The sequence below is a fragment of the Flavobacterium gilvum genome (assembly GCF_001761465.1).
Lineage (GTDB): Bacteria > Bacteroidota > Bacteroidia > Flavobacteriales > Flavobacteriaceae > Flavobacterium > Flavobacterium gilvum.
Genome location: NZ_CP017479.1, coordinates 1,298,237 through 1,323,236, shown reverse-complemented (window position 1 = coordinate 1,323,236; position 25,000 = coordinate 1,298,237). Strand labels below are relative to the sequence as shown.

The 25,000-nt window shown below is 36.8% G+C and carries 18 protein-coding genes and 1 tRNA gene; 10 read left to right on the top strand and 9 right to left on the bottom strand.

The window, feature by feature from the left end; translation table 11 throughout:
- The first annotated feature begins 286 nt into the window (after window positions 1-286).
- The 7 genes from EM308_RS05585 (at window position 287) to EM308_RS05555 (ending at window position 12,106) form a co-directional block, all read left to right on the top strand.
- Window positions 287-1,264 carry a phytanoyl-CoA dioxygenase family protein gene (locus EM308_RS05585; RefSeq protein WP_051877645.1) on the top strand — a complete coding sequence of 326 codons (978 nt, stop codon included), beginning with the start codon at window positions 287-289 and terminating at the stop codon, window positions 1,262-1,264.
- A gap of 182 nt (window positions 1,265-1,446) precedes the next feature.
- Window positions 1,447-4,662, top strand: a complete 3,216-nt coding sequence (locus EM308_RS05580; protein WP_081907223.1) for a SusC/RagA family TonB-linked outer membrane protein — start codon at window positions 1,447-1,449, stop codon at window positions 4,660-4,662.
- Between the two features lie 31 nt (window positions 4,663-4,693).
- On the top strand, window positions 4,694-6,502 hold the full coding sequence (locus EM308_RS05575) for a RagB/SusD family nutrient uptake outer membrane protein (protein ID WP_035634194.1): 1,809 nt from the start codon (window positions 4,694-4,696) through the stop codon (window positions 6,500-6,502).
- 364 nt (window positions 6,503-6,866) lie between these two features.
- The gene (locus tag EM308_RS05570; protein WP_156101298.1) at window positions 6,867-8,705 is read left to right on the top strand and encodes a hypothetical protein; all 1,839 of its coding nucleotides are present in this window, start codon (window positions 6,867-6,869) and stop codon (window positions 8,703-8,705) included.
- Between the two features lie 64 nt (window positions 8,706-8,769).
- Window positions 8,770-9,024, top strand: coding sequence for a hypothetical protein (locus EM308_RS05565; RefSeq protein WP_035634192.1), 255 nt, complete (start codon window positions 8,770-8,772; stop codon window positions 9,022-9,024).
- Window positions 9,025-9,047: 23 nt separating this feature from the next.
- On the top strand, window positions 9,048-10,886 hold the full coding sequence (locus tag EM308_RS05560; RefSeq protein ID WP_051877643.1) for a hypothetical protein: 1,839 nt from the start codon (window positions 9,048-9,050) through the stop codon (window positions 10,884-10,886).
- Between the two features lie 56 nt (window positions 10,887-10,942).
- The gene (locus EM308_RS05555) at window positions 10,943-12,106 is read left to right on the top strand and encodes a glycoside hydrolase family 88/105 protein (protein WP_035634189.1); all 1,164 of its coding nucleotides are present in this window, start codon (window positions 10,943-10,945) and stop codon (window positions 12,104-12,106) included.
- A 156-nt stretch (window positions 12,107-12,262) separates the two neighbouring features.
- On the opposite strand, the gene EM308_RS05550 is transcribed toward EM308_RS05555, so the two are convergent.
- The 4 genes from EM308_RS05550 to EM308_RS05535 all read right to left on the bottom strand — a co-directional run bounded on the left by EM308_RS05550 (window position 12,263) and on the right by EM308_RS05535 (window position 15,405).
- A tRNA-Ser gene (locus EM308_RS05550) sits at window positions 12,263-12,349 on the bottom strand.
- Window positions 12,350-12,407: 58 nt separating this feature from the next.
- A complete protein-coding gene (locus EM308_RS05545; RefSeq protein WP_035634419.1) occupies window positions 12,408-13,436 on the bottom strand; it encodes an asparaginase in 1,029 nt (342 codons plus the stop codon).
- A complete protein-coding gene (locus EM308_RS05540; protein ID WP_035634187.1) occupies window positions 13,426-14,562 on the bottom strand; it encodes a 1-acyl-sn-glycerol-3-phosphate acyltransferase in 1,137 nt (378 codons plus the stop codon). The genes EM308_RS05545 and EM308_RS05540 overlap by 11 nt, the downstream gene beginning before the upstream one ends.
- A 63-nt stretch (window positions 14,563-14,625) precedes the next feature.
- Complete coding sequence (locus EM308_RS05535) at window positions 14,626-15,405, bottom strand: TatD family hydrolase (RefSeq protein WP_035634185.1); 780 nt, start codon at window positions 15,403-15,405, stop codon at window positions 14,626-14,628.
- Window positions 15,406-15,556: 151 nt separating this feature from the next.
- On the opposite strand from EM308_RS05535, the gene EM308_RS05525 reads away from it, so the two are divergent.
- Window positions 15,557-15,994, top strand: a complete 438-nt coding sequence (locus EM308_RS05525; protein WP_035634182.1) for a retropepsin-like aspartic protease — start codon at window positions 15,557-15,559, stop codon at window positions 15,992-15,994.
- Between the two features lie 94 nt (window positions 15,995-16,088).
- Here EM308_RS05525 and odhB read toward each other — a convergent pair whose 3' ends face one another.
- Both odhB and EM308_RS05515 read right to left on the bottom strand, forming a co-directional pair.
- Complete coding sequence (gene odhB / locus EM308_RS05520) at window positions 16,089-17,315, bottom strand: 2-oxoglutarate dehydrogenase complex dihydrolipoyllysine-residue succinyltransferase (RefSeq protein WP_035634180.1); 1,227 nt, start codon at window positions 17,313-17,315, stop codon at window positions 16,089-16,091.
- 85 nt (window positions 17,316-17,400) lie between these two features.
- Entirely contained in the window at window positions 17,401-20,172 is a 2,772-nt protein-coding gene (locus tag EM308_RS05515; RefSeq protein WP_035634177.1) for a 2-oxoglutarate dehydrogenase E1 component, read from the bottom strand.
- Window positions 20,173-20,289: 117 nt separating this feature from the next.
- On the opposite strand from EM308_RS05515, the gene EM308_RS05510 reads away from it, so the two are divergent.
- The gene (locus EM308_RS05510; protein ID WP_035634175.1) at window positions 20,290-20,853 is read left to right on the top strand and encodes a hypothetical protein; all 564 of its coding nucleotides are present in this window, start codon (window positions 20,290-20,292) and stop codon (window positions 20,851-20,853) included.
- Between the two features lie 200 nt (window positions 20,854-21,053).
- Window positions 21,054-21,707, top strand: a complete 654-nt coding sequence (locus EM308_RS05505) for a leucine-rich repeat domain-containing protein (RefSeq protein WP_035634173.1) — start codon at window positions 21,054-21,056, stop codon at window positions 21,705-21,707.
- Between the two features lie 133 nt (window positions 21,708-21,840).
- Here the strand turns inward: EM308_RS05505 and EM308_RS05500 are convergent, their stop codons facing one another.
- From EM308_RS05500 to EM308_RS05490, 3 genes are all read right to left on the bottom strand, one after another.
- The gene (locus tag EM308_RS05500) at window positions 21,841-22,923 is read right to left on the bottom strand and encodes an acyltransferase family protein (RefSeq protein WP_035634172.1); all 1,083 of its coding nucleotides are present in this window, start codon (window positions 22,921-22,923) and stop codon (window positions 21,841-21,843) included.
- Between the two features lie 594 nt (window positions 22,924-23,517).
- On the bottom strand, window positions 23,518-23,871 hold the full coding sequence (locus tag EM308_RS05495; RefSeq protein ID WP_035634170.1) for a hypothetical protein: 354 nt from the start codon (window positions 23,869-23,871) through the stop codon (window positions 23,518-23,520).
- 119 nt (window positions 23,872-23,990) lie between these two features.
- Window positions 23,991-24,965 (bottom strand): polyprenyl synthetase family protein, encoded by a 975-nt coding sequence (locus EM308_RS05490; protein ID WP_035634166.1) that lies wholly within the window; start codon window positions 24,963-24,965, stop codon window positions 23,991-23,993.
- Between the last annotated feature and the right edge of the window lie 35 nt (window positions 24,966-25,000).

Genomic DNA, 25,000 nt, shown 5'->3' with positions numbered 1-25,000 from the left:
TTTCATAATTTACAGCATAAAAACCTTATGAATACCGCATATTCGAAAGGTTTTTTATTTTTTATCTCACCCAAAAAATTTGCTGAACAACTCAGCCTCTTCACTCACACTTTATCAGCTCATTTTACCCTATTCGCAAAATGACTGTTTTTTTTCGCAAACCGACACAAACTTATTACTTGCATTGTGATTAATTTGCTAAAATCAAGATTATTGACAAAGTGAAAAGCTTGACTTCTTAGGATTATCATAAAATATATACCAATTCTTTAGATATTTAGAAATTATGAAAAACTCAACAACTGCTTTAACTTTTGACCTAGCGAATTATAATTCTCCTGTATCTGCAATTTTTGAGCAGCCGGCTAATGCAAAAGAATGGGAAAAATATGTTCTCACCGAAGACCAAATCAAAGCATTTCAAGAAGACGGATATATTTCGGGTATTCAAATAATGACCCCACAGCAAGTTGATATCTTGAACAAAGAACTAGAACACCTACAAACAATTGATAATACCGAGAAGAATTTGTTTTACCATTATGAAAGCAATGAATCCGAAGACCCGAGTAAAGTGCTATTTCACGCCATCGGTGCGTGGAGAGTAACACCAGGATTTCATGATTTGGTATGGTCTCCGGCCTATCGCATGGCTGCTTATCAATTGTTAGGACAACCTTTTCGTCTTTTTCATGACCAATTGTTTTGCAAGCCCGCTAAACACGGCGGAGTAGTGGCTTGGCATCAGGATTTCTCCTACTGGACTTTCACCAAACCTATGCACCATTTAACTTGCTGGATTGGACTTGACGATGCCACCAAAGAAAACGGCTGTCTTTATTACGTGCCGGGCAGTCATAAATGGGGATTGCTACCAATTACAGGACTTGCCGGCGATATGGAGGCTGTAAGGGGTGTATTAAACGAAGAACAAATTATTGCTTTTGACAAAAAATTTGCCAATGAATTACCAAAAGGATATGCCAGTTTTCACCATCCGTTAACGATGCATGGATCCTATGCAAATTTTTCTGAAAGACCACGAAGAGCTGTTGTTTTAAATGCCATGGAACATCAAACACTTGGAAACACAGCCAACTACGATCGTTTAAGTGCTTTGCATAATTTTCCAAAAATGGAACAGGATCAAGTACTGAATAGCAATTTTTTCCCGCTATTAATGGGAACAGATACTGAGTTGGATGAACTGTTAAAATCTGTACCAAAAGTAGATATAACCACTTTATACAAAAACCAATTTTAAATACCCTCACAAAAAATTAAAACAAATTTAAAACTAGGATATGAATTTTTACTCACCACCACACGTTTCCAAGCCAAGGGTTGAATCAGGATAACTTTCCTTATTACCCATCGTAAACAAAAGTTTTACTGACATTTACGATAGCATTAATTAATCAAAACAAATTTAAACAACCAATATTGATGACAACTAAAATTTTTCTCAGATGCTTTCTGACATCTACTTTACTCTTACTTTTCAGTCTATCGGTTATGGCGCAATCCAAAACAGTAACCGGAATAGTTAAAGATCACAAAGGTATTCCCTTGCCGGGAGTTTCTGTTATTGAAAAAGAAAGCAAAAACGGTGTAACTACCGATTACAATGGAGCGTTCACCATTGATGTAAAACAAAATGCCACCCTTATTGTTAAATTTATTGGGTTTATTTCCCGTGAAATTACTGTAGGATCAAAAACCGAACTAACAATAGAAATGAATGAAGATGTTACGTCATTAAATGATGTAGTAGTAGTTGGTTACGGTACACAAAAGAAAATAAGCATGACAGGTGCTGTCGAAACGATTACTTCTAAGTCATTCGCAAATCGCCCTGTAACCAGTGCCGTTCAGCTTTTACAAGGGGCATCTGCCAGCTTAGTAGTTTCTACACCTGCTGGAGGAAACACACCGGGTTCAAGACCAACCATTACAATCAGGGGGCAAGCCGCACTGACTGGTGGTGCTACTGAACCATTGGTGGTAATTGATGGTATCCCTGCAAGTGTGGACCAGTTTAATACACTTAATCCAAATGTTATTGAAAGTATCTCTGTACTGAAAGATGCCGCATCATCTGCAATCTATGGTGCTCGTGCTCCTTATGGTGTACTTGTAGTATCGACAAAAATGGGTAAGAAAAATGAGAAGCCTGTAATAACCTATAGCGGAAATAGTGGAATAGTTTTCCCAGTAAGAACGCCACATACAGCTGACTCCTATACTTTTGCCCTTGCAAGAAACCAAGCACAATTGAATGGCCTTTTGGCTCCATACTTCAACGACGCAGCTTTAGATATCATCAAAGACAATATCGATCACCCGGGAAAATATACTGAGGAACAACTTACACCACCAGTAAATGGTGCATGGCCAAATGTAGTACAATCATACAACAATAACGACATGATGGACGTTTGGCTTACGCCTTCAATCCGTCAGCAACATGATTTGTCGGTAAGAGGTGGTGGTGAAAAGACCAGCTACTTTATTTCGACTTCTTTTGTGAACCAACCGGGAAATTTAAATTACATTCAAGATATAGACAACTTTAGAAGATACAATCTTAATAGCGGATTGGTTACAGAAATAAGCGATTGGCTTAAATTAACCTATCGTACCAACTACTCGCTTGGCATGACAATTGCGCCTATGGGAGAGTTCGGTACAGGTAGGGATCGTATCTACGCATTCGCATACGGTGCTTGGCCAACCACACCAATAAAATATTTTACTGGTGAATATAGTAGTCTTTCTCGTATCAGTACATCAATTGGCGGTGGGGATACAAGAGTTAGTGGTCATAATTTGGACAATATTTTGGGATTGGATATGAAATTAGGAAAGGGCTGGACAGCACATGTTGACGGCGACTGGCGAGTAGCCTTTAATGACACCCAGACTTTACGCATACCTGTTTATGAAACGGGACCAACAGGAGCAGTTACTTTGCTAGCCGGAACAGAGTCCTCATTGGCCAAATCTAACGCACTATCTACTTACTGGACAATGCAGGGCTGGACGACATACGAACGTAGCCTTGACAAACATACATTCAGTCTTCAGTTAGGGGCACAAGTTGAAGAGGCAAATGCCCGCTCACTTTCTGGAAACACGAGAGACCTTATTGATCCTGAATTGCCTGCCATAGCTATATCGACAGGGACACGAAATGTAAACGATGCAATAAACACTTGGGCAACCGAAGGATTTTTCGGAAGGTTTATTTATGATTATGACAAAAAATATTTGCTACAAGTAACAGGAAGATACGATGGTTCAGGACGTTATTCTGAAGATTCTCGCTGGGGATTCTTTCCTTCTGCATCAGCGGGTTGGAATATAAGTAGAGAAAATTTTTGGGAAAAAATTGCACCTGTTGTTAATTATACCAAGTTGCGTGCATCCTATGGTACAACGGGGAATCAAGGTAATTCTGCAGGCTATCTGCATATCCCTACCATGAGTGTAGGAAGTCAGTCACCATGGATTTTCAACGGCGCACGTTTACCTTATGTAAATACACCGGGTATATTGAACATGGAGCGTACATGGGAAAAGCTTACCACACTTAATTTAGGTATTGAATTAGGCTTTTTCAATAATCGTCTTACCTCAGAGTTCGAATATTTCAACAGAGAATCATGGGACATCATTGGGCCGGCAACACCGCTACCAGCAGTGTTAGGTACAGGGGCTCCTGAAGTAAACAATGCTGCATTTGTAACCAAAGGTTTTGAATTAAGTGTTAAATGGGCCGATAATATCACCAAAGATTGGAACTACAGTGTGGGAATGACCCTTGGAGACAACCACTCTGAAGTAACCAAATACAATACAACAGTCAACTCTCTTGGCGGATTTTATGTAGGGAAACAAATAGGTGAGATTTGGGGATACACTGCTGATCGCTTTTTAAATGCAGGAGATTTTGGTGCAAACGGAAAAACTTTAATAGACCAGACTCAATTCAACGCAAAATGGTATCCGGGAGATATGAAGTATGAAGACCTTAACGGCGACGGAAAAGTAAACCCTGGAACTACAACCCTTGAAAACATGGGAGATTTACGCAGGATAGGAAACAGTACGCCTCGCTACTATTATGGCGTTAACTTGGCAACAGGTTATAATATGAAAAATGCCGGTCGATTGGATCTTTCCATATTTATACAAGGAGTAGGCAAGCGTGATGTGTTCATGGGAAGCAGTTACTTTTATTGGGGAGCAGCTACTGGGGGTAGTTCTATTGAGACAGCTGTATACCAAGGAAAACACTTGGATTTCTACCGAGATGAAAAAAGCGACCCTAGAGTACTTTCAGTTCTGGGACAAAATGTTGATGCTTATTTCCCAAGACCTTACAACAACAGTGGTGAAGGTGGTAAAAACTTCCAGACTAGTACCAAATATTTGTTGAGTGGAGCCTATACTCGCTTGAAAAATGTACAGTTGAACTATACCTTACCTCAAGATATACTAAAATCTGCGAAAATTAACAATTGCAGCCTTTATGTTTCGGGAGAAAACCTTTTCGTAGTGTCGGACTTACCGTCTTACATAGATCCTGAATTTGTGAATGGAGGTAGAACATATCCTGAAACGGCAGTGTTTTCAATGGGGGTAAATATTGGATTTTAATGATAATTGATAATAATAATAAAGGACGATCATGATAAATAAATTAACTACAAAAACGATAAAGAGATCCATTCTATTGGGAGCTTCTTTCAGTATATTCCTTTCTCTTACTTCTTGCGATGAGAATTTTTTAGACAGGGCACCTCTAGATCAGGTATCGCAAACTGAATTTTGGAAAACTCCACAAGAATTGGATTCTTATATTGTAGGTAAATACGACGTGCTCCCAGGACAATTAAGTACCGGAGGGATGGGCTACTTTGCAGATGACCAGAATTCAGATAATATGGTTAACGGTACTGGTTACAATAAATTTATGAATGGAGAAAACAGCACCACTCCAACCACCGGTGGTGGATGGGATTTTTCGAATATTCGAGGAATAAATATGTTTTTCGATAACTACAAAAAATGTACAGCGCCTTTCTCGACCATTCAACAAACTTATGGAGAAGCTTGCTTTTTGAAAGCATACATGTATCACTCTCTAGTTGCGCGATTTGGGGATGTGCCATGGTATACTCATGTTGTTTCGGATACGGACACAGAGGCATTGTATAAAGCCAGAGACCCTAGAGCGGTGTGTGTGGACTCTATTATGTCACTTATTGATAAAGCAATCGTTAATCTTAAATTACGTTCGGCTACTGGTGTAAACAGGCTGAACAAGGAAACTGCGCTTATCTATAAATCACGTGTGGCATTGTATGAAGCAACTTGGGCTAAATACCACGCTGGACAACCTTCAGCTTCGACTGTAAATGCCAATAAGTATTTCCAAAAAGCTATAGATGCCTACAATCAGTTTAAAACAGATTGTGGTGGTTTCCAAGGCAAGTTATATACCGCCGCGGGACCGCAAAAGAGTTACTACAACCTTTTCAACCAATTTGATTATGCCGGTATTCAGGAAGTTACTTTAAGCAAGAAATATTCTACGGCACTAGGAGTAACCAATAACGTAGGCTATATCGTGTGGTTATATGGTTACAGTTCCTGCTCGTACAGTTTGGATTTGGTAAAGAGTTACTTGAAAAACGATGGAACATCAACAGATATTACCAATCCAGCTGTGGTGAATACAAAAGGTGCTGCCTCTTTAACCCAAATGGCAAACCTGCTTGATCCAAGGTTCAAACAAAGTACATTTATCCCGGGCGATTTGATCAATAATAATACTCCGCCTTATAAGGACATGTTATTTACGCTACCTCAGATGAATTTGACTGATGTTACTCGAAATGCAGTGACCGGATTTTCACCAAAGAAAGGGCATACGCCTGAATCAATAATGATTAACAATGCAGATCCACTGGTAGCAGGTATTGCTTTTAGACTACCGGAGCTGATGCTTAACTATGTGGAAGCCTATGTTGAATTGAATGGAACTTTCCCAAGCCTTACGGATAATATCGATTTATTACGCCAACGTGTGGGTATGCCTACACTTACAAGCGTGAAACCGGTTGTAAATGCATCGTGGCCTGACTATGGCTATCCTATATCAGACGCTCTGGCGATAGTAAGACAGGAAAGAAGAGTGGAATTGGCTGGAGAAGGTTACAGAAGCGGTGACTGGAAAAGATGGCGTGCACATAACTTATTTGACGGAAAACGTCCAAAAGGTTTTAAATATGATGCAGCTGAATGGACTAACATAACCCCTAAACCGGTCGTAGTTCTAGATGCAAACGGTTTTGTTGATCCACTTAAGAATTTCATGGCTAACGGAGTTTACAAATTTAATGCTGCAAGAGATTATCTTTCACCAATTCCTACGAATGAACTTGTGATGAACAAAAACCTGAAGCAAAATCCAGGTTGGGCTACTCCAAACTAAACAGTGAATTTTTTTTTTGGTTCTTTAATAAAGGGTATTCTGTGTCAAAGCAGAATATCCTTTGTTGCTAGAATTAAGATAAGAAAAACAAGCCTTTCTTTGATTTTAACTTTATGAAAAAGAATACATGAGTATTGTTTTGATGCAAATAATATATCTTCCTGCTAATAACTCACCAATCTAAACCTAACAGTTAGTCCTCCCAATTCTGTTAAGCGAAATAAAAAATTAATTCTAAATTGCAAAATAATTCAGATTGTTATTTATGGGTAAAAAATACTTAACAAGCCAAAGAATTAAAAAAATAAACAAGCACGAACAATCTCTATTCAGACTCTTTCTTTAAGTTTATAAATACTATGATATGAGAAAATTGGCAATAACAATTAGTAACGCAAACAGGAATATTCGTTTAATAAAAATGTTAATGATCATTTTTGTGGTTTCATTATCATCAAAAGCATTTTCACAGGAGAAAAATGGATTATATATTCTGGACATGGTTCACAATAACCCAGGCGAAGTATTAACACAATCTGTTTTTAATGACCCAACTGTACTTGCAAAGGAAGGTTATACAGGTCAGGTTATGAATGATTTCACCTTTGCTCATGCGGCTATTACTTTTAAAAAGCTAAATCCTAATATTTTCCCCGAAGGTTCCAAAGAATTGGAGTGGGTCATGAAAGCTGCAGAAAGAGTAAAAAAGAATATTAAAGCGGCTCATGCCGCAGGGATAAAAGTATATTACTTTACCGACATCATTGTTTTGCCAAAAAAACTAGTAGAATTGTATCATGATGAAATCTGCGATAGTCAAGGCCGAATATCATTTGAACGTCCAAAAACATTGGAAATCCACAAAATCATGTTGGACGAATTGTTTGAGACTTTTCCAGATCTGGACGGATTAGTCATTCGCACCGGCGAAACTTATACAAACAATGTTCCTTATCATATGGGCAATAATCCCATTACCAACAAAGAAGAAAGCCATATCAAACTAATAAATCTTTTACGTGAAGAAGTCTGTGTAAAAAGAAACAAAACCATATTTTACCGTACTTGGTCTTTTGGCGGGATGCACGAATCACCAGACTATTACTTAAAAGTAGTCAACAGTATTGAGCCTCATCCACAGCTCATATTTTCTATCAAACATACAAAAGGCGACTATCTAAGAACTTTTGGTTTCAACCCTACCTTAACACTTGGCAAACATCCTCAAATCGTAGAAGTGCAATGCCAGCGTGAATACGAAGGAAAAGGATCCTACCCTAATTATGTCATGAATGGTGTGATTAATGGTTTTGAAGAATTTGAAACCAATACTCCGCAAAAGGGTTATAAATCACTAAATGACATTAAGAACAGTCCCAATTTCAAAGGAATTTGGAGCTGGAGCCGTGGCGGTGGCTGGGTTGGCCCTTATATCAGTAACGAATTCTGGTGCAAGCTAAATGCTTATGTAATTGCTCATTGGGCGGCCAATACTGCACAAACTGAGGAAGAAGTTTTCAATCGTTTTATGGACGAAAACGGAATTAGCGGTGCTTCCCGCAAAAGTTTCCGTGAATTGTGTTTGCTTTCCGCAAAAGCTGTCATAAGAGGACACTACAGCAATGATTTACCCTTTAATAGTGGTTCTGTTACTTGGATGCGGGACGAATTTCTTGGTGGTATTGACCCAACTTGGGAAAGTAAAGCCTATACTTCTGAAGGAATGCTATATCATGTATTTGACAGATACTACAAAGAAGGTTTGTTGCAAAAAGCCGTTGCCGAGAAATACGAAGCAGTAAACATCTGGCAAACGATCGAATCATTGAGTCGCAAAATAGCCATCCGCGACAAAGCTGACCAAACTTATGTTAGGGTATCCAGCCAATATGGATTGCTGTTACACAAAATTATTGCCGAAGGTTGGAATATTATGGCTCTGGGGTTTGAAGGAGACAAAACAGGTGCTTACGACAAGGCTAAAATCAAGTCTTCTATTATAAAATATGATAGTTACTGGGAGCAATATGAAGAATTGAAGAAACGTAATCCTTCCTGTGCAACGCTGTACAAACCCTTCGCTTTTGTATACACGGGCCCCGAATATCATTTAACAAAAGGTATGGGAGCTTCAGTTGATAAATATAGAAAGTTGGTCAACAGTGAGATATCAGATGAGAAGGCTTTGCCAGAAAAAAAATAATTTAATCATTTTGGGAGTGTCTTTAGACAAATATAAATATTGGTTCAAAATAAAAAAGTGAAGTATGAGAAGTTCTTGGTTATTGCTGTTTTCTTTCCTATTTGGACATGCATTTGGTCAACAGCCGACCGCCCTTGCTCCACTAGGTTTTATTGAATCAAACTCATCTATCTCCAGTAAATTATTTTTCATTTGCCAGACAATAAAAACATTTGTAATACAAACAATATCACTAGCAGGAAAGGACAACACTTATATACAGTCGGGGACATTAAACGGGAAGCAAATCACTAAAACAAAACTTTTTAAACAGGAATAAATTTTAACCTGATCAATTACATTATGAATATTTTACATTTTTCTAGAACAAAAGCACCAAGTATCCACAATGAAAGTGGTACTATTGGAAAACCTTTTTTAAATCATCAAGTCAAGAAAAACAGATTGCACCAAGTTAAACTGTTCTGTTCGATGATGCTAGTTATTGGCACTTGCCATGCTCAGCAAATAAAATTTTCAAAACAGGAAAAGACCTGGTTGTCAAATTCAATAAAAGAACTTGATAAAAGTTATGACCCCAAAGAAAAAATGCTGACCAAAAAAATCGAAGGTTGGAATTACCATACCGATTCTTCCAGCGGTAATTTTCATGACACACGAGCTTCGCTTTTCTATGCCATAAAATTGATGGATTATGGAGGAAAGGAAAACATCAATAAGGCAGTTGATATTATAGAAAGTACAATAGCTCTGCAAGACACCGTTAGGCGTTCAGGGACGCGCGGCGTTTGGCCTTACTTTAAAGAAGAACCTTTGGCCACCAAAAAATCACCGGTTGACTACAATTGGGCCGATTTCAATGCGGTAAGTCTGCTGGATATTTGGATGGAACACCAGAACGAACTTCCTGCTGATTTAAAACCAAAAATGCAAAAAGCCATACTTTTGGCAGCACAGGCCATTCAAAAGCGAAATGTTGGGCCTTCTTATACCAATATTGCCATTATGGGAACCTATGTTACCTATATGACAGCCGAACTTTTTAACCAGAAAGAGATGCTGCAATACGCACAAAAACGTTTGAACAACTTCTATGACTATACCGTAAAAAGAGGTGGTTTTGAAGAATATAATAGCCCAACCTATACAATTGTGGCTTTGGACGAATTAAACAGAATGCAACGCCATATCAAAGAACCATCTGCTTTGGTAAAGATAGATTCATTGTATTCATTGAGCTGGAATATGATTGCCCGCCATTACCACAAGCCTACAGGGCAATGGGTTGGACCGCACAGCAGGGCTTACAGTCCTGTCGTGGATTCTCTTTTTCCGGCAATTCTTTATAAAGCTTCGGGCGGAAAAGTAGGTGCACCTTCTTTTACTGGTGATGTTAAAACGACACACAAAATACCTCCTTATTTATTGCATTATTTCTTGAAGCCAAACTATCCCCGTACAGAATCGGATGTTTTCATCACCAGCGAACCACAAGTGAAAGGAACTGCCTATATGACTCAAAAATACGCAATTGCAACTGCTAATCGTGCCAGTCTGTGGAACCAGCGCCATCCTTTGCTAATTTATTGGGGAACCGATAAAAAACCTCAATATTGTCAGCTGAGGCTTCTCCATGATTTTTATGATTTTAGTTCGGCAAGTTTTTATAGCGCACAAGATAAAAACAAAGTGCTGGCTGGAATTAACTTTATTACAAATGGTGGAGATAAACACATTAGCATCGATCGTATAAAAAATGGTCAATTCAAGGCAAGCGATTTGAGACTTCGATTTGAGTTCCCTGTCAGCACAACCATCAGCAATCTACAATTGCCAAACGATATTCTGCAACCATTTGGATTTATGGCTGGCGATTTACCCTTTTATATCCAACCCTACAAATTAGCATTTGGTGATTTGAAAGGAAAATGGGAAACAGGAAGAGATGGTACCAAAGCATGGATTGACTTCGTTATTTATTCTGGGGATTCAAGAGATTTTAACCTCTCTGAAATCAATACTGCTTTTTTAGGTTTTGCTCTGACTATTGACGAAACTTTAGGTAAAGGTGCTAAAAATGTAAAAGTGGATGAAACTGGAAACGATCAACTGAATGTTCAGTGGAATAATTTGCAATTACAAGTTGGGACTAAACCAACGAATCAGCCACCAAATTTATAATCGGAAAGAAAAAAATTGCTACACAAAAACTATTTAAAACAACATAATTTGATAAAATGAAACAGACAAGAACAATAAACTTTAAAGGAATTATATGGGCAAAAGCACTGGTTTTTTTATTTGTTTTACAGGCAACTAGCCAACAGAAGTGTTTTAAAAACTTTCCTGCAAAAGCAAACCCTGAGACGGTAGGGATTCAAATTACCGAACGATTTTTATCGCGTCCGCATTCCACTTACGGCAATCCGTTGAAGATGCATCTTCCGGCTCCACAAATCACGTATCCCGATGTTTGCACCTGGCTTGGAGGGTTTTGGTTTACAAAAGCAACAAATAACAAAGAACTGTTCAATAAACTTGAAGCCCGTTTCCAACCATTATTTACAAATGAAGCTAATCTGTTGCCAAAGCCAAACCATGTCGACAACAATGTATTTGGAACGCTTCCTTTGGAACTTTATATGCAGACAAAAAATCAGAAGTATTTGGATATGGGAATGCATTATGCGAACACCCAGTGGGAGCTTCCGCAAGATGCAAAAGCTTCTGAAAAAAAATGGGCTGATGGAGGTTATTCTTGGCAAACCCGTATTTGGTTAGACGATATGTTTATGATAACTTCTATTCAGGCGCAGGCATTTCGTGCTACAAAGGACAAGAAATATTTAAATAGAGCAGCCAAAGAAATGACAGTCTATCTAGACTCAATTCAATTGCCTAATGGATTATTTTATCATGCTCCGGCGGCTCACTTCAGCTGGGGTAGAGGAAATGGATGGATGGCAGTGGGAATGGCGGAATTGCTTCGTGCATTGCCAGAAAACAATGCAGACCGCCCAAAAATCATGAGTGCTTATCTCAAAATGATGGCGACTCTTAAAAAATATCAAGCGCCAGATGGCATGTGGAGACAGGTTATTGACGACGAAACTATGTGGGAAGAAACTTCATCTACGGCGATGTTTACTTATGCCATGATTGTTGGCGTACGAAAAGGTTGGCTCAATGAAAAAGAATACGGAACTGTAGCTCGAAAAGCTTGGATTACGCTGACAACAAACTATATCGATAAAAATGGTGATGTTACCAAAGTTTGTGAGGGAACCAACATAGGCAACAGTAGCGAATATTATCGCAAACGCGAAGGCTTAACGGGTGATTTGCACGGACAGGCTCCTGTACTTTGGTGCGCTTATGCATTGTTAGCTCCGAAATTGTAAAAGCTACATACAAATGTGAAGGATTTCAGAAAATAATATTACAGAAAAATTCATATCCAACTGATCCTTACACTAACTAGCAATACAAAAATCGTACAAATACCAAAATTAAAAAACCGTAATCACTATTTATAAGTTGATTACGGTTTTTATTTGCAGAGAGGATGGGATTCGAACCCACGATACAGTTACCCATATACAAACTTTCCAGGCTTGCTCCTTCAACCACTCGGACACCTCTCTATTATTTTGGAGTGCAAAGAACACTAAAAAAAATGAATTTAGGAAATAAAAAACAAGATTATTGCATTTCTCCTCTCAAAGAAGTTTCGAATGCATTTTTGAAAGCAGATGGAGTAATATTTTGACCCAATAAATACATTAATTTGGCTACCGCAGCTTCGGTTGTTATATCTTTTCCCGAAATAATTCCGAGTTTTTTCATAGTTGTACTCGTTTCATAATGCCCCATACTCACGCTTCCTATCGAACATTGCGTAACATTGACAATGTACAATCCTCTGTTTATAGCTTTTTGTAAAAGCTCCAAAAACCAATCTTCTGTCGGTGCATTTCCAGCGCCATAGGTTTCGAGTACAATTCCTTTTAAACTTTCAATATTCAAAATAGCGGATAGTACCACTTCGCTTATTCCCGGAAACATTTTGACAATAACCACATTGTTGTCCAAATGAGGGTGAACTTTCAGCGTAGCTTCATCATTTGAGGGAAGAAATAATTCTGAGTTGATTTTCAAATGTACACCGGATTCCACCAAGAAAGGATAATTAGGAGAAATAAATGCTTGAAAGTGTTCAGCGTTTACCTTAGTCGTTCTATTGCCCCGATATAATTTGTATTCAAAATAAAGACAAACCTCCTTGATTAACGGTTTTCCATTTTTCTGTAAAGAAGCTATCTGAATTGCTGTGATTAAATTTTCTTTGGCATCGGTTCTTAAATCCCCTATTGGCAGTTGAGAACCTGTAAAAATGATAGGCTTTGAAAGATTTTCGAGCATAAAACTCAATGCAGAAGCCGAATACGACATGGTATCTGAACCATGAAGCACCACAAAACCATCAAATTTATCGTAATTGTTCTCGATTGTTCGTGCAATTTCGGCCCAATGTTCCGGATTCATATTCGACGAATCGATTGGATTTCCGAAAGAAAAAGTAGCAATATCACAATCCAATAATTGTAATTCGGGGACACTGTGAAGGAGTTTGCCAAAATCAAAAGCCTTGAGTGCTCCTGTTTCAAAATCTTTTCTCATACCGATCGTTCCACCGGTATAAATCAAAAGAATTTGTGGCTTAGAGTTCATTAACATATTTCAGTTTATTGACAACCGGGTTGGCATACATATCCAAAAACCCTTGCTTGGCAACCGGATGCTCGTGATCGATTCGTAACTCTAATCGTCGTTCAAAAAGCATTTTTTCATTTTCTGTATACAAATGAGAAAAACGATTTGATCCGTTCAAAATATCATATGCAATAAAATTGGTTGTCCACAAGTGGTAATTACTCAAAATAGAATCATCAATTACTTGTGCCAATGCTTGCACCTGCTTATTCGTAGTATCTACATTTGCAATAATATCATCAATTTCCTTGTCCAGAATATCGCCAACATGTATGTGGATTCTTTTCTTTTGTCCAATGATTCCGCTTAACAAAGTCTTGAAATCTTCATTTTTTTCTTTTTTATAGATTTCATTATTGGCTTCCGCCAATAATTGCGGCATTTTTAAGGCATCGGTTGGATCATATTCGTAGGAAATGGAAACTGGAACAATTTTAATTTTCTTAAAATAATCCATTACATTAGGTTCGTCAGATCCCATTGCAATCATTTTCAAAACCCCAGGATTTGTTTCATCGTTTCCGTCTTTGGTTCTCCCTTCGCGTTGCGCAATCCAAACCGAACGGTTTTCGTGCAGCAACAACTGACACATATATTCAGACAGCAATTTGGAACTACCTAGCAATTCTCTTGGAGACAACCCACGTTGTACCAAAAAATTCCTATTTAGTTTTGCCAATATTTTTAAAAATGGTTTGTGAACCAAATTGTCGCCAATGGCCGATGACGTCATTTCCAGGCCATGTTCAAACAAAGAAGCATTGAGCAAAGTAGTATCCAAAACAATATCCCTATGATTGGACATAAAAAGATAAGCGGTGTTTTTTTCTAATTTTTCAAAACCGGATGTGGTTAAACCTTCGGAACTTTTCTCCAACACCTGTTGCACTCCATAATAAATAAAGTTGCACTGAAAATCACGAATAGAATGAGTTTTTCGAAGCTGTTCTTTCCAAATTTCATCGTCTTGGCCCGGAAAACAAAAGTTCATTAAACCTTTCATCATCGGATGGTCAATTACTTTTAATATGCCATCGTTTACCTCAGACTCATAAAAAAACCTTATCGCATCAAATTTATTCATTTTTGTTTTCAATTTAGTTGGACAAAAGAACAAAAAAAATATTAAAGTTAAAGAAAAACGGTATTAAATACTGAATATTTTAGCAGAATTGTCGGTTGTTACCGCCGCTATTTCATTTGCCGAAAGGCCATAAATCTGAGCCAATTTATCGACAACATTCACTAGATAACTACTTTCGTTTCGTTTGCCACGATATGGAATCGGAGCCAAATAAGGGGAATCTGTTTCCAAAACAACATGTTTTAAATCTATTTGACCCAAAAATTGATCTATTTTTCCGTTTTTGAAGGTTACCACTCCGCCTATCCCCAATTTCATATTGTACGATATAGCCTGTAAAGCCTGCTCATAGGTTCCAGTAAAGCAGTGAAAAATCCCAAATAATTCGGGTGATTTTTCTTCTTCTAGAATTTCGAAAATTTCATCAAAAGCCTCACGACAATGTATCACAATAGGAAGTTTGTATTGTTTAGCTAATTGAATCTGCTTTCGGAAGGCAAATTGTTGTTCGGCCAAATGTGTTTTGTCCCAATACAAATCAATCCCAATTTCGCCAATGGCCACAAACTTTCTTTTGGATAATTCATTTTCAACATGTTGCAATTCATCCAAATAATTATCCTTTACATAAGTAGGATGCAAACCCATCATCAGGAACACATTATTAGGATAATCATGTTCCAAGTCGTACATACTTTGGGTACAGCTAGAATCAATCGCCGGAACAAAAAAACGGGAAACACCATTATTAATGGCGCGTTGCATCATTTCGTTTCGGTCCACATCAAATTCTTCCGAGTATAAATGAGTGTGGGTATCAGTAAGTGTTGCCTTTGTTTCCAAGTGTAAATTTTAATGCAGCAAAATTACTCGAAAAAACAGGCATTACCAAAAAAAGGAGTTCCTTAAAGACTCTTTGTACTTTTTTACAAAACAAATCATAGAACATAACGCCTATAACACTATTTTTACTTAACAAAAAGTCATCTTCAATATGAAAAATTTGCACGAAAAATTAAAAAAGGTTGATTATAAAAAAATCAAGTTCAAAGTCACCAAGACACAACACCTTTTAATCAAGGCAAAAATCAATGGTGTAAAAGGAAATTTCATACTGGATACAGGCGCATCCAACAGTTGTGTTGGGTTTGAAAGCATTGCAACTTTTATGCTAAAAGCCGAAAATTCTAAAACTCAAGCTTCTGGTGCCGGAGCAACTGGAATGTTTACCCAAATGGCTTCTGGAAACAAACTGCAATTGGGCAAATGGAAAAACAAAAACCTTGACCTTGTAATCTTCGATTTATCGCACGTAAACGACGCTTTGGGGCATTACAAAGTAAAACCGGTGCATGGCATCATTGGAGCCGATATTTTGATGCAGGGCAAAGGGATTATCGATTATTACAATCATTGTTTGTATTTGAAATAAAAAATTCCAAATTCCAAATTTCAAATTCCAAAATAAAAAAAATCCCAAACTCCTTAATTGGAATTTGGGATTTGTATTTTGAGATTTATTCTGATTATAGTTCCAATGCTTTTTTAGCATTTCCGCCCATCAATAATTCCAATGGGTTTTCCAACGCTTCTTTCACAGCAACCAAGAAACCAACAGACTCACGTCCATCGATAATTCTGTGGTCATAAGAAAGCGCCACATACATCATTGGGTGTATTTCCACTTTACCGTTTACAGCAATCGGACGCTCGATAATGTTGTGCATTCCAAGTATTCCAGACTGTGGAGGGTTGATAATTGGTGTAGACAACATACTTCCGAAAACACCACCGTTTGTAATAGTAAATGTTCCTCCTGTCATATCATCAACAGTGATTTGTCCATCACGGGCTCTCAAAGCCAATCTTTTGATTTCAGCCTCAATTCCACGGAAAGTCAGGTTTTCAGCATTACGAACAACAGGTACCATTAATCCTTTTGGTCCAGAAACCGCAATTGAAATATCACAGAAATCAAATCCAAGTTTGTGGTCACCGTCCATCATAGAGTTTACATCAGGGTACAATTGCAAAGCTCTTGTAACCGCTTTTGTAAAGAAAGACATGAAACCTAAACCAAGTCCGCCATGTTTTGCTTTGAAAGCATCTTTGTATTCATTACGAATCAAGTTGATTGGCGTCATGTTTACCTCGTTGAAAGTAGTCAACATAGCCGTTTCGTTTTTGGCAGAAACTAATCTTTCAGCCACTTTACGACGCAACATTGACAATTTAGTTCTTTCAACACCACGGTTTCCACCTGTAGGAGTTCCCATAGAAGGTACGGCATTTACAGCATCGTCTTTGGTAATTCTTCCCGCTTTTCCAGTTCCTGTAACCGAAGATGGAGCGATATTTTTTTCATCCAATATTTTTTTGGCAGCTGGAGATGGCGTTCCCGCAGCATACGAAGCTGGAGCTGGAGCCGCTTTTGGAGCTTCTGCTTTTACTTCTGCTTTTGGAGCTTCAACTGGTTTTGCAGCCTCAGCAACTGGTGCTGCACCTGCTGGTTTTGCACCATCTGTATCGATAAGACAAACAACTGCACCTACTGCAACTGTATCTCCTTCTTCCGCTTTTAGCGTAATAATTCCACTTACTTCTGCTGGTAATTCAAGAGTTGCTTTGTCAGAATCAACCTCAGCAATTGCCTGGTCTTTTTCTACATAATCTCCATCTTTTACTAACCAAGTTGCAATTTCAACTTCTTTGATTGATTCCCCTGGTGATGGGACTTTCATTTCTAAAATCATACAATTTTTCTTTAAATTTTAAATTATTCAAAGCTTCAAATAGTATCAAAACTGAAACTTTAAACCTGAAACGATTCTTTTTTTTTTATCTAAATAAATTTTTATCAAATACCATTCTCATAGCATCTGCGTGACGACGTTTTGCACGAGTGTAACTTCCTGATGCAGGAGCAGAATATGCTTTTAACGAAGCCAATCTCCATTTTACAAGGTCAAAATTCATTAACATAAAGCTGTAAGCTCCCATGTTTTTAGGTTCTTCCTGAGCCCAAACATAGTCGTCGGCATTTGGATATTTGGCAATGATTTCTTTGATTTGATCAACTGGGAAAGGGAACAATTGTTCGATACGCACCACCGCAACGTCGTTACGCCCGTTTTTCTCACGTTCTGCGGTAATGTCATAATAGAATTTACCCGTACAGAAAACCAATGTTTTTACGTCTTTTTTGTTTACTGTGTTATCATCGATTGTCTCCTGGAAATGTCCGGAAGTAAAATCTTCAACTGGAGATACGCATCTTGGATCACGCAACAAACTTTTTGGCGAAAACACAACAAGCGGCTTACGGAAGGTAGTTTTCATTTGTCTTCTCAACAAGTGGAAGAAGTTCGCCGGCGTTGTACAATCAGCAACATACATATTGTGACGGGCACATAATTGTAAGTAACGCTCCATTCTAGCCGATGAGTGCTCTGCTCCTTGCCCTTCGTATCCGTGAGGCAATAACATTACCAATCCGTTTTGGTTGTTCCATTTATCTTCACCACAAGAAATATATTGGTCAATCATAATTTGGGCTCCATTTGAGAAATCACCAAACTGTGCTTCCCAAATTGTCAAGGAATTTGGATTTGCCAATGCATATCCATAATCAAATCCTAGTACTCCATATTCTGACAAGAAAGAGTTATAAATTCTAAAATTCCCTTTTTTGTTTTCGATATTGTCCAATAAGATTACCTCTTCTTCAGAATCTTCAACTTTCACAACAGCGTGACGGTGAGAGAAAGTTCCACGCTCAACATCCTGACCTGAAACACGCACATCGAAACCTTCAGTCAATAATGAACCATAAGCCAATGTTTCTGCAGTTCCCCAATCAATAGCATTATTATCATATACCGATTTTCTGTCAGTAACAATTTTTGTTATTTTGCTAATGAATTTTTTATCAGATGGTAAACTTGAAACTGTTTTTATAATAGAATCCAAAGTTGATTTTTCAACAGCTGTATCTACTTTTTGCAACATTACATCATTTGAAACCTGCTCAAATCCTTTCCATTCATTTTGCATAAATGGAGTAATAATTGTCAAATCTTTTTTACGAGAAGCTTCTAAATTCTGCTCAAGATCTAATTTATATTCTTTTTCCAAAGCATTTACATAAGTGGCATCGATAACTCGTTCTGCCAATAATTTCTCAGCATAAATGTCTCTTGGATTTTGATGTTTTGCAATGATTTTATATAAAACCGGCTGAGTAAAACGAGGCTCATCACCTTCGTTATGACCATATTTTCTGTATCCTAACAAATCGATGAATACGTCACGTCCAAATTCCATTCTGTAATCCAACGCAAAAGACATTGCGTGAACAACAGCCTCGGCATCATCAGCATTTACGTGCAATACCGGCGAAAGTGTTACTTTGGCAACATCTGTACAATAAGTAGATGAACGAGCGTCAAGATAGTTAGTTGTAAAACCAACTTGATTGTTGATTACAATATGGATTGTTCCGCCAGTTTTGTATCCGTCAAGCAAGGACATTTGAATGATTTCATACAAAATTCCCTGACCTGCGATTGCAGCATCACCGTGAACGGCAATAGGTAAAACTTTTGAGAAATCATCGGCAAAATATTTATCTTGTTTTGCTCTGGTGATTCCTTCAATTACCGCTCCTACAGTTTCTAAGTGAGAAGGGTTTGGTGCCAAATTGATATTGATGCTTTTTCCTGTTCTGGTTTTTTTATCGGCAGTAAGACCTAAATGGTATTTTACGTCGCCGTCAAAATATTCCTGATCGTAATCTTTACCGTCAAATTCACCAAAAATATCTTGAGTCGATTTTCCAAAAATATTAGCCAAAACGTTCAAACGACCACGGTGAGCCATTCCCATCACGAACTGCTCCACTCCTTTTTCGGCCGCTTTTTCAATTAAAGCATCCAAAGCTGGGATAATTGATTCTCCACCTTCCAATGAAAAACGTTTTTGCCCTACGTATTTAGTATGCAAAAAGTTCTCAAAAGAAACCGCTTGATTCAATTTATTTAAAATATTCTTTTTCTCTTCTGTAGAAAAATTAGGCTGATTATTGTTAACACCCAATTTATCCTGAATCCATTTTACAACGCCAGGATTACGGATATACATATACTCAACTCCAATATGTTGACAATATATTGCCTGAAGACGCGCTATAATTTCCTGCAAAGTACTTGGCTTGCTTCCGATTGCCTGTGCTGCATCAAAAACTGTAGAAAGATCGGCTGTTGTCAATCCAAAATTTTCGATATCTAAAGTTGGAGAACTTTTTCTACGGTCACGAACCGGATTGGTTCTAGTAAACAAATGCCCTCTAGAACGATATCCGTCTATCAATCTCAATACTTTGAATTCTTTCTGTAATTTGTCCGAAACCAAACTACAGTCTGCGTTACCAGAAGCCACTTCAACAATTTGCTGAACAGGGTTTTCATCATTGTAAGTAGTCATTCCAAAGTCAAAACCTTGAAAAAAACTTCTCCAACTTGGTTCTACGCTATCTGGGTTCTCTAAGTACTGATCGTATAATTGTGCAAAAAATTCTGTATGTGCTGCGTTTAAAAATGAAAACCTATCCATAATCTTATTGAATATACTTTTTGTTAAATAGTTCGGCAAAAATACAATAAAGCAATTTATTTGAATCTATTTTTTACGTACTTTTACGTAAAAATATGTTAAAAAAAAGCCATTGACATGAAAAAAAATCGATTTCTCTCGGTAGCAAAATTACTTTTTGTAGTATTTGCAGTGTTTTTTTGCGAAAACGTAATAGCTCAATATCAACAAGCTCCCCAACAAACAATGCAGCATCAGCCCCGATTTTGGGATAAAGTACAATTTGGAGGAGGCTTAGGTTTAAATTTCAGCAATGGATATACCGACATCTCAATTTCTCCAAGTGCCATTTACAATGTAAATCCTTATTTGGCGGTTGGTTTGGGCTTACAAGGCAGTTATGTTTCATCAGGATATTATGATTCTGGAATCTATGGAGCGAGTCTACTAACATTCATTAACCCGATTCCGCAAATTCAGTTTTCAATAAACCTGAGCGAATCCTACGTTAATAATCATTATGAAGCTGGGTATTACGGTCCAAACAGTTATACAGACAATTTCTGGAATACGGCTTTATTCCTTGGCGCAGGTTATCGAACTGGAAATGTCACTGTGGGAATCGCCTATAATGTTCTGTTTGATGAAAACGACCATGTATATACAGAAGCATATATGCCGTTTGTGAGAGCTTATTTTTAGTCGCCAGCCCCTTCAAAGGAGGAGAGACTAAGCTAGAAAAACTTAATTAATAGCATTTTTTTCTTAAACTTATTCGAAAACCGAATTAAAACACTAACAATTAATAATTTAACACTTAAAATTTACAAAACATAAGAAATACCCTTATATTTGGCTATCATAAATTCTTACTTATTTTATTAATAAAAATTTATATAACCATGAAAAAAATAGTATTTCTTTTGTTTTATTCTTCTGTTTTTGCCCAATACACAACTATTCCAGATCGCAATTTCGAAAGAAAATTGATCGAAATAGGAGTTGACAATGTTTTAGACGGAAAGGTTCAAACCGATTCAATTTCTACACTCACAGTTTTGAATATAAGCGGATCAAACATAAAGGACTTAACCGGAATAAGCGATTTTAAAAATTTGAAAAAATTAATTTGCTTTAACAACCAACTAACATCACTTGACATTTCACAAAATTCGCAATTAACAATAGTAGACTGTTCCACAAATAAAATATCGATATTAAAAGCGACAGAAAATAGAGCATTAGTCGAATTGGATTGTTCAGGAAACACCATTTCGAGACTTGAATTATTTAAAAATCCTAATTTAGAAAAATTGGATTGTTCGGGTAACAAACTGATTTACCTCGACTTAAAGAGTTGCCGTCGATTACGTGACATGAACGCTTCTTATAATTTATTAAGAGATGTTGATCTTAGAAACAAGAACTCAGGATTCACAAGCGACATGGGTATTGTAGATCTTAGAATCAACAAAAAAGGAGTAATAGTGCGAATGGACTGGATTTCGGGTTTAACCGTTATGTGTGATCAAGATTATGTTTGCTTACGTAATTAAACAAGAATGAAATTTAAAAATAGCTCAGCATCTTAGAATCTCAGAAACTTAGAATCTTATTTATATTTATTCCTAAACCACACATTAAAATAACAAAGGAAAGCCTCCCGAAAAACAGAAAAAAAAGATTTCTTTAACGCATTTTATTCTTCAAAAAATTACGGACGGGGATATCAACAAATTTTAATATCAAATGGGCAAATGCTATTAAAAGTAGTACCCCTATAACCATTATACTGTGCATTGTCATCAAAGTGGGTTTGTTTGCTTCGACATAACTTAAAAACAACCATAAAAATAGGTAGTGGATCATATACAAGGGATACGATATTTCTCCAGAGAATTTACAAATTCCTTTTGCTTTTTTTGATACATCAATTCCAGCTCCTAATGCTAGTAAAAAAGGAAAATAAAATAATACTATCACTGTATCTATAATCCAATTTAGATCTTTTATAAATGGAATAAAAAAAGCAACGGCCAATAGAATGCTTAAACTTGTAAAATTAAGGTTAGACTTAATGATCCATTTGCTTCTAAAAGCTAATATTCCAACCAAAAAAGAATAAAATATACGAGCACCACCACCAAAGAAATTATCACCACCAAAGCCAACAGCAAGATTTTCATAATGATGACCAACATAAACTAGCAGAATAGCGGCTACTATAGTAAACAACCAAAGTGCTTTTTTGTGCAGTTTAAACAGAATGATTGCATAAAAAATATTGGCAATATATTCCCAAAATAAAGACCATGTTGGGGGATTAAAATGAAATAAGTTAAAATAACGTTCTGTTATCAACGGATAAGGAATCATAAAGGCTGACGAAAGAAACATCAATAGGGTTTCCTTAATGCCATATTGCCCATAAAGTGAACTAAATGGGTCAAAAACAAAAGTCAGTAATCCTATAAACGCGCCAATAAAAACTAATGGCTGCAACCTAATTAATCTTAATTTAAAGAAATTTAGCGTTCCGATTTCCTTAACCCTGCTATCATAGGCATATGCAATTACAAAGCCCGAAAGACAGAAAAAGAAATCAACCGCAAGGTAGCTATGTGCAATCCAGTTATCGACATAATCCGGAACTGAAAATTCTAAGAAATGAAAGAAGACAACTGCCACAGCCGCCACACCTCTGAGTCCATCTAAAATTTCAAAATGTTTTTTACCCTTTAAAACAGCAGGAATGATCGGAGTTGTTGTCATAAGTAATTTATATTAAGTAAATTGTGATTGTTTCAAATTTTGCACAAAAGTATAAAGGAATATCGCTTAAATGTGTATTTAATCGATGAAGTGTGTGTTTTTAACACTTATTAAGCAAAATTAACAATCATAATCCACAAAATTTCTCTGTGCAATGATATGTCTGTTAAAAGAAAAATTAGATTTTACATTTATCAAAATGCCTCATATACAAAGAGATACTTCAATACTAATTTTTTTATTGGTCTTAGCAATTGTGTAAATTTTTTAACTGCAAATAATGTGAAGTTTAATTATGTAGAAAAGGGAAAAGTAAAATCTATTGAAACGAAAAACATTGAAGTAAAGTGCTAAGAAACTTTACCCGCAAAATTTAACAACTTTTATTGTGAGCCAGAAAAAAAAGGAAAAAATTCAACTATCAAACTATTCTCTAATCATTTAGGCATTAAAAGAGATGAAAAAATCAGTATAATTCTTGGAGACTTATCATTTTTTATTAAAATTTTCATCAAACAAAAACTTAAAAACGACACCAAAAACGACACCTACAAAAACAAAACACCTATAAATCTTTATAATTATAGCATTTTTCTATTTATACTTGTTTCTGAACCAAACCTTTTGCCATTCCCTTTTTAGGATTAAAAAGGCAACTTGTTCAGCAAGAATAACCAAATCCGAACCGTCGAGTTTTTTTATTTCGTCTTCGGAGACATCGATTATGTAAAGTAGATTGAGATACTCCGCAAATTTATACTGAATAAGGCGATATACTTTTTCATGAAGTTGAATTTTCAATTCATCTGGAGTTATACTTTTGGGAAAGTCAACTGCTTCATTGGCCAAATTAAAATCCTTATTCAATTGTGCAATCAAACTAATGTAAAGCTCTTCCTTACTGGCTTCCTGAAGTAATAAATCGGTATTTGCTGGCGCTATAAACATATTTTAAATTTCAAAAATCAATGGCAATTTCAATTACAAAAATCAATAACAATTCAGACTTCAATGATAAATTTCAATTTCTAATTTGTTATTGAAATTGATTTTTGCCATTGACATTGCTACACTTTCCTGCCCATAAGGTTTTCACCAAAAGTTCTTAGCATTTCCTTTTTTGAAAGTTCTATATTCAACTTTTCCAAGGTTTCAAATGCCTTAAAAGTAAATTTTTCTATAGCTTCCTGAGTCGCTTTAGAAGCACCTGATTGGTTAAAAATAGCTTTTGCGGTTTCTATTTTCTCGGTATTATCGTCTAATTGCAAAGTGAATAATTTTTCTAGTTCCAACGCTTTTTCGGGAGTCGAAAACTCCAATGCTTTGAGATACAAATAGGTTTTTTTATTCTCAATAATATCTCCACCAACTTGTTTTCCAAAAGTTGCTGGATCGCCAAAAGCGTCCAGATAATCATCCTGCAACTGGAAAGCCAATCCTAAATTAAGTCCGAAATCGTAAATCAAATTAGCTTCCGTTTCTGAAGTACGGGCGATAATAGCACCCATTTTCATTGCAGCCGCCACCAAAACAGCCGTTTTGTACTCAATCATTTTGAGATATTCCGGAATGGTTACGTCTTTTCGGGTTTCAAAATCAACGTCCCATTGTTGGCCTTCGCATACTTCGAGAGCTGTTTTACTAAACAATTTTGCTAAATCCCTAAAAACTTCTGGCTCATATTGCTCAAAATATTGATACGCCAAAATCAGCATCGCATCTCCAGAAAGGATTCCGGTATTGACATTCCATTTTTCGTGAACAGTCTCATTGCCTCTTCGCAAAGGCGCGTCATCCATGATATCATCGTGAACTAGCGAAAAATTATGAAAAACCTCAACAGCCATTGCTGCTGGAAGCGCTTTTATATAATCAGTATCAAAAACTTCGGCTGCCATCAAAGTCAAAACGGGTCGCATTCTTTTTCCTCCCAAGCCTAAGATATAATCTATAGGCCGATATAAATTTTGGGGTTCTCTATTGAATGACTGATTTTCTAAATAGCTAATAAAAAATTCCTGATACTGATGAATAGCGTGCATATAATAAAATTTCTGCTACTCTTCGTAGCCTTAAA